Annotated in this window: 8 protein-coding genes; all 8 read left to right on the top strand. The window is 50.4% G+C overall.

What is annotated here, in order from left to right; genetic code table 11:
- Nucleotides 1-633, top strand: a 633-nt coding sequence (locus MES37_RS22625; protein ID WP_237932690.1) for a Dyp-type peroxidase, incomplete at its 5' end; no start/stop codon positions are given.
- A 212-nt stretch (nt 634-845) separates the two neighbouring features.
- Nucleotides 846-1,862 carry a sulfate ABC transporter substrate-binding protein gene (locus MES37_RS22620; RefSeq protein WP_133522000.1) on the top strand — a complete coding sequence of 339 codons (1,017 nt, stop codon included), beginning with the start codon at nt 846-848 and terminating at the stop codon, nt 1,860-1,862.
- Complete coding sequence (gene cysT / locus MES37_RS22615) at nt 1,862-2,695, top strand: sulfate/thiosulfate ABC transporter permease CysT (RefSeq protein WP_064544574.1); 834 nt, start codon at nt 1,862-1,864, stop codon at nt 2,693-2,695. The genes MES37_RS22620 and cysT overlap by 1 nt, the downstream gene beginning before the upstream one ends.
- On the top strand, nt 2,695-3,570 hold the full coding sequence (gene cysW, locus MES37_RS22610) for a sulfate/thiosulfate ABC transporter permease CysW (protein ID WP_064544576.1): 876 nt from the start codon (nt 2,695-2,697) through the stop codon (nt 3,568-3,570). The genes cysT and cysW overlap by 1 nt, the downstream gene beginning before the upstream one ends.
- On the top strand, nt 3,560-4,660 hold the full coding sequence (gene cysA / locus MES37_RS22605; protein ID WP_064544579.1) for a sulfate/thiosulfate ABC transporter ATP-binding protein CysA: 1,101 nt from the start codon (nt 3,560-3,562) through the stop codon (nt 4,658-4,660). The genes cysW and cysA overlap by 11 nt, the downstream gene beginning before the upstream one ends.
- 71 nt (nt 4,661-4,731) lie before the next feature.
- Complete coding sequence (gene cysM, locus MES37_RS22600) at nt 4,732-5,643, top strand: cysteine synthase CysM (protein ID WP_064544580.1); 912 nt, start codon at nt 4,732-4,734, stop codon at nt 5,641-5,643.
- A gap of 203 nt (nt 5,644-5,846) precedes the next feature.
- Entirely contained in the window at nt 5,847-6,704 is an 858-nt protein-coding gene (locus tag MES37_RS22595) for a helix-turn-helix domain-containing protein (protein ID WP_064544583.1), read from the top strand.
- Between the two features lie 94 nt (nt 6,705-6,798).
- A partial coding sequence (locus tag MES37_RS22590; protein WP_237932689.1) for an MFS transporter occupies nt 6,799-7,252 on the top strand: 454 nt, incomplete at its 3' end.

The following is a 7,252-nucleotide window of genomic DNA, read 5'->3' as shown; positions in this document are numbered from 1 at the left end:
ACCCAGCACGATGTGATGATCCACATTCTTTCTTTACGCCACGATGTGAATTTCTCTGTGGCGCAAGCGGCACTCGCGGCATTTGGCGACGCGCTGAAAATTGAAGAAGAGATCCACGGCTTCCGTTGGATTGAAGAACGCGATCTCAGTGGTTTCGTTGATGGTACTGAAAACCCGCAGGGCGAAGAGACGCGCCGTGAAGTCGCGGTAATTAACGATGGCATTGATGCCGGCGGCAGTTATGTGATGGTGCAGCGTTGGGAACACAATCTCAAGCAGCTCAACCGCATGAGCATTAGTGACCAGGAAATGGTCATTGGCCGCACCAAAGAAGCCAATGAAGAGATTGATGGTGACGAACGCCCGGTCACGTCGCATCTGACCCGTGTCGATTTAAAAGAAAACGGTAAAGGTCTGAAGATTGTGCGCCAGAGCCTGCCATACGGCACCGCCAGCGGCGCTCACGGCCTGTACTTCATCGCTTATTGCGCGCGTTTGCATAACATCGAGCAGCAATTGCTGAGCATGTTTGGCGAAACCGACGGCAAGCGTGACGACATGTTGCGTTTCACCCGACCAGTGACCGGCGGTTATTACTTCGCACCGTCATTAGATAAGTTATTGAACCTGTAGAATTAAATGGTGGATGGTGCTTGCGCTTATCCACCTTACAACCCGTCGGGTTAGCGTTCGCTACGCCCGACAAATCCCCGCAAAAAAACCTTATACCCCTTTCTTATTGCAAATCACCAAACGATATATAAAACCGTTACAGCTTTGACACTCGTTATAAATACACTGGTAACCATAAAGCATGACCGTTACCACAATTATAAGGGTGCCCAATGGCCAATACATCTGTGAAAAAACTCTGGAGTGCGCTTGTTGTTTCTGCATTATTGGCAGGTTCAGCCCATGCTACAGAACTGCTGAACAGCTCTTATGATGTGTCTCGCGAGCTGTTTGCCGCGCTGAATCCGGCCTTCGAAAAACAGTGGGCGCAGGAAAATAGCGGTGACAAGCTGGTGATTAAACAATCTCATGCCGGGTCATCAAAACAGGCGCTGGCGATTTTGCAGGGTTTAAAAGCAGACGTTGTAACTTATAACCAGGTTTCAGATGTGCAGATCCTGCATGACAAAGGCAACCTGATCCCAGCCGACTGGCAGACCCGTTTGCCAAACAACAGCTCGCCTTTCTACTCCACCATGGCATTCCTGGTGCGCAAAGGTAACCCAAAAAACATCCACGACTGGAGCGATTTGGTTCGCCCGGACGTGAAGCTGATTTTCCCTAATCCAAAAACTTCCGGTAACGCGCGTTACACCTGGTTAGGCGCGTGGGGTGCGGCGAACAAAGCGGGCGGTGGCGATAAAGCCAAAACCGAACAGTACATGACGCAGTTCCTGAAAAACGTTGAAGTGTTTGATACCGGCGGCCGTGGCGCAACCACCACTTTTGTTGAGCGTGGTTTGGGTGACGTGCTGATTAGCTTTGAATCTGAAGTGAATAACATCAGTAAGCAATACGAAAAAGACGGCTACGAAGTGATCGTCCCAAAGGTCAATATTCTGGCTGAATTCCCGGTGGCGTGGGTGGATAAAAACGTTAAAGCCAACGGCACTGAAAAAGCCGCCAAAGAGTATCTGAACTTCTTGTACAGCCCGGCGGCGCAAATCATCATCACGGATTATTACTACCGCGTGAATAACCCGGAAGTGATGGCGAAGCTGAAAGATAAATTCCCGCAGACCGAGCTATTCCGCGTGGAAGATGAATTCGGCGGCTGGCCTGAAGCGATGAAAACCCATTTTGCCAGCGGCGGTGAGTTCGACAAGCTGCTCGGAAAGGGGCGTGAGTAATGTTTGCTGTTGCCTCCAAACGGGTGCTGCCAGGCTTTACCTTAAGTCTCGGCACCAGTTTGCTGTTCGTTTGCCTGATTTTACTGCTGCCGCTCAGCGCGCTGGTAATGCAACTCTCTGAGATGACGCTGGCGCAGTATTGGGAAGTGATTACCAACCCGCAGGTGGTTGCCGCTTATAAAGTGACGCTGCTGTCAGCGGGCGTGGCTTCCATCTTCAACGGTTTCTTCGGCATGCTGATGGCGTGGATTTTAACGCGCTACCAGTTTCCAGGCCGCAGTCTGCTGGATGCGTTAATGGATTTGCCGTTTGCCTTGCCAACGGCGGTGGCGGGTTTAACCCTTGCGGGGCTGTTTTCGGTCAATGGCTGGTACGGCGAATGGCTGGCGCAGTTCGGCATTAAAGTGACTTATACCTGGCTGGGCATTGCCGTTGCGATGGCGTTTACCAGTATCCCGTTTGTGGTACGCACCATTCAGCCAGTGCTTGAAGAACTGGGGCCTGAATATGAAGAAGCGGCTGAAACCCTGGGTGCAACGCGCTGGCAGAGTTTCCGTCGCGTGATTTTACCCGAGCTTTCACCGGCACTGATGGCGGGTGTTGCGCTGTCGTTCACGCGCAGCCTTGGCGAATTCGGCGCGGTTATTTTCATCGCCGGTAACATCGCCTGGAAAACCGAAGTGACATCGCTGATGATTTTCGTGCGTTTGCAGGAGTTCGATTACCCGGCAGCCAGCGCGATTGCTTCGGTGATTCTGGCCGCTTCACTGCTGTTGCTGTTCACCATTAACACGTTGCAAAGTCGCTTTGGTCGGCGCGTGGTAGGTCACTGATGACGGACGTAACTGAATTGAAAAGCTATCGCCGCACCGGTTTTAACTGGGGAAAATGGACGCTGATTGGTCTCGGCGTACTGATTTCGTTTTTGCTGCTGGTGGTGCCGGTGGCGTCTATTTTTGCGCAGGCTTTCTCGAAAGGGTTGATGCCTGCGCTGCAAAATATTGTTGACCCGGACATGCTACACGCCATCTGGCTGACGGTGATGATTGCGTTGATTACCGTGCCGGTGAATCTGGTGTTCGGTATTTTGCTGGCCTGGCTGGTGACGCGTTTTGATTTCCCTGGCCGCCAGTTATTACTGACGCTGCTGGATATTCCATTTGCGGTTTCGCCTGTTGTCGCAGGCCTGATTTATCTGCTGTTTTACGGCTCCAACGGCCCGCTTGCTGGCTTTATGGATGCGCATAATATTCAGATTATGTTCGCCTGGCCGGGCATGGTATTGGTGACGATTTTTGTCACTTGCCCGTTTGTGGTGCGTGAACTGGTGCCGGTGATGTTAAGCCAGGGCAGCCAGGAAGATGAAGCGGCTATTTTGCTTGGCGCATCCGGTTGGCAAATGTTCCGCCGCGTCACGTTACCGAATATCCGCTGGGCGCTACTTTACGGCGTGGTGTTAACCAACGCCCGCGCCATTGGCGAGTTTGGTGCCGTGTCGGTGGTTTCCGGTTCTATTCGTGGTGAGACTTTCTCGCTGCCGTTACAGATTGAATTGCTACAGCAGGATTACAACACCGTCGGCTCGTTTACTGCCGCCGCGTTATTGACCCTGATGGCTATCGTTACGTTGTTCTTAAAGAGTGCGGTGCAGTGGCGTTTGAATAGCCAGGAAAAACGCCTGCAACAGGAGGGGAATCATGAGCATTGATATTACCAATATTAAGAAATCTTTTGGTCGCACCCAGGTGCTGAACGATATCACGCTTGATATCCCTTCGGGTCAAATGGTAGCGCTGTTGGGGCCGTCTGGCTCCGGTAAAACCACGCTGCTGCGTATTATCGCCGGGCTTGAGCACCAGAACAGCGGGCGCATTAGTTTCCATGGCACCGATGTGAGCCGCATTCATGCGCGTGAGCGTAAAGTGGGCTTTGTCTTCCAGCATTACGCGCTGTTTCGCCACATGAACGTGTTCGACAACATCGCTTTTGGTCTGACGGTTTTGCCACGCCGTGAGCGTCCTTCAGCCGCGGTTATCAAACAGAAAGTGACGCGTTTGCTGGAAATGGTGCAGTTAGCCCATCTGGCGGATCGTTTCCCGGCACAGCTTTCCGGAGGGCAGAAACAGCGTGTGGCACTGGCGCGTGCGCTGGCGGTTGAACCGCAAATTCTGCTGCTTGATGAGCCGTTTGGCGCGTTGGATGCGCAGGTGCGTAAAGAGTTACGCCGCTGGTTGCGCCAGCTGCATGAAGAGCTGAAATTCACCAGCGTCTTCGTCACCCACGATCAGGAAGAAGCGATGGAAGTCGCCGATCGCGTGGTAGTGATGAGCCAGGGGAATATCGAACAGGTTGATACACCGGAAGCGGTATGGCGTGAACCTGCGACTCGCTTCGTGCTGGAATTCCTCGGTGAAGTGAATCGCATGAAAGGCACCATTCGCGGCAGCCAGTTCCATGTTGGTGCGCACCGCTGGCCGCTTGGATTTACGCCTGCTTATCAGGGCGCGGTGGATTTGTTCTTACGCCCGTGGGAAGTAGACGTTAGCCGCCGTACTAATCTGGATTCACCGCTGCCGGTGCAGGTGCTGGAAATCAGCCCGCGTGGGCATTACATGCAGTTGGTGGTTCAGCCACTGGGCTGGTACGACGAACCGTTAACCGTGGTTTTGCGTGAAAATCATGTTCCGGTGCGCGGCGAACGTCTGTTCGTTGGCCTGCAACATGCACGTTTGTATGAAGGGAAGAATCGAATCCAGCGCGTTTTTAATGACCAGGTAGACCTGGCGCAGACTGCCTGATAAGTTTACCGCACAACACGACACGCAAAGGCGGCCCACGTGGCCGCTTTTCTTATTTTTTGGACAGGCAAGTGAACACCTTAGAAAGCACAATTGGCAATACGCCTCTGGTTAAATTACAACGCACTGGCCTTGATAATGGCAGTGAAATTTGGGTCAAGCTTGAAGGCAATAATCCGGCAGGTTCGGTAAAAGACCGAGCGGCACTCTCGATGATTGTGCGCGCTGAAGCTCGCGGTGAAATCGCGCCTGGAGATACGCTCATAGAAGCGACAAGCGGGAATACCGGAATTGCGCTGGCGATGATTGCTGCCCTGAAAGGCTACCGCATGAAACTGTTGATGCCGGACAACATGAGCATGGAACGCAAAGCGGCGATGCAGGCTTATGGTGCCGAGTTGATTCTGGTGACCAAAGAGCAGGGCATGGAAGGCGCGCGCGAACTGGCGCGTTTGATGGATGAGCGTGGTGAGGGCAAAGTTCTCGACCAGTTCAATAATCCCGATAATCCTTATGCGCACTACAGCACCACTGGGCCAGAAATCTGGAACCAGACGCAAGGGCGAATCACACACTTCGTTTCCAGCATGGGAACCACTGGTACGGTAACCGGCGTCAGCCAGTTTATGCGTGAGCAAGAAAAACCGGTCAAAATTGTTGGCCTCCAGCCGGAAGATGGCAGCAGCATTCCGGGGATCCGCCGCTGGCCTGAAGAGTGGCTACCGAAGATTTTCAATCCCAGCCTGGTTGATGAGGTGATGGATATGTCACAAGTCGAAGCCGAGCGAACCATGCGAAAACTTGCGCGTGAAGAGGGGATTTTCTGCGGTGTGAGTTCTGGCGGTGCAGTTGCTGGCGCGATGCGTGTAGCGCAGGCAAACCCTGGTTCTGTGGTGGTGGCAATTATCTGCGATCGTGGCGACCGCTATTTATCAACCGGCGTTTTTGGCGAAGAGAGTTATTCGCAAGGTTCCGGCATCTAAGTTCAAAATGGTTTTGTAGATAACGCTCTGCAAAACCTTTTCCCCTCGCAGTTATCCTCTCGATGCTGAGTTAATCGGCAAAAATGATAGTAATGTCACGGCGACTTACGCTGTAGTGCCATTTCACTATAATGACTTGTCATTAATATTAAGCTCTAATATCTCTATCACCACGATGTAATAAATAATTGGCAGGTGAATAGATGGAAATTAAACAACCAGAGGACTTTTTTCTCTCACAGGCACACGCTTTCTGTTTATTCATGTTGAATAATCAGGAGGTGGCGGATGTTCATGGTCATGATTTTGATGAGCTGGTTATTGTTCGCGGTGGCAGTGGTTTTCATATTATTAATGATCAGGTGGAGTTGGTTTATGCGGGAGACTTCTTTTTTGTTTCTGCAAATGACACGCACTACTACGAGTCGACCAATAATCTTTCTTTGATTAATCTTCTGTTTCATAAAGACCGGCATTTTAGTTTTATACATAATATTGATGTATTGCTTGATGTGGTAAGGGAAAGTATCCGTCCTCCATCGAGAGAGTTTCTCTCTTTAACCGAAAGTGAACTGGATAAAATCGTATTGTTAACCGATGGGGTCACGGCGAGGCGTGATGATCCTTTTGATGCGATTTACTTCTCGACAACGGAGGCGGTTATTCTGGAAATAATTTCTTTGTTGTGCCGTTGCATTGCACGCAAAGGTGAAAGAAATCGAAGCATAGAGAATAGCGGACAAAAAATTATTAATTATGTGCGGCAAAATTACGCGAAGAACATTAACTGGAGCAATCTATGTGATGAATGTGGCATGGCTAAACGCACGATGTTTCGTTTTTTTAAACAGATCACAGGCACCACGCCTGAGAAATTTCAGCAAATTTGTTGCCTGTTAAAAGCTCAGGAACTGTTACGCACGACTGACTGGCCAATAAGAGATGTTGCCTTATTTTGTGGATATGTTAATGCCTCTCGATTGACTGATGTTTATAAGAAGAGATTTTCCCGCACCCCTACACAAGAAAGACATCTAAGTTTTTCAATAGCAGAGTCATAAATATCATTGTATTAATCCTTTATACGAATGTGTTTTTATTTTTATGGGAAGAAGTAACACATGATGTAAGTCATAATTTAATGGAGTAAATAATATGGGCAAATTGAAAGTAACTAACCCCTGGTATGTTGGGGTGGTTTCAGGGATGGCTTCTTATATCGACTCGGCCGCTATAGTTTCCAATGGTACCGCTTTAGTTATTTATCAGAAGGCTATTGGTATTACTTCTGCTGATATCGGTGTCCTTTCAGGCGTGTTAACGCTATGCATTGCTATCGGGGCATTTTTAGGTGGCCGGCTGGGGGATCGCCTTGGCAGGCGCAAAGTGTTTATTGCCACCATGGCAATGATTGTTCTGGGGTCGCTGATGTTGGCATTCGGTGAAGTCTTTGTCGTGTTGCTGGCTGGGACAATGTTTGTTGGTCTGGCGACAGGTGCCGATTTACCGGTTTCTTTAGCAACCATTGCAGAGGCTGCCAACGATAACAACCGCGGCAAGATAATCGGCTTATCCAATCTTCTTTGGCTGGTGGGCATCAGTACTACGA

Source organism: Buttiauxella sp. S19-1 (genome assembly GCF_022134725.1).
Lineage (GTDB): Bacteria > Pseudomonadota > Gammaproteobacteria > Enterobacterales > Enterobacteriaceae > Buttiauxella > Buttiauxella ferragutiae.
This window is presented reverse-complemented; position numbering and strand designations above follow the sequence as displayed.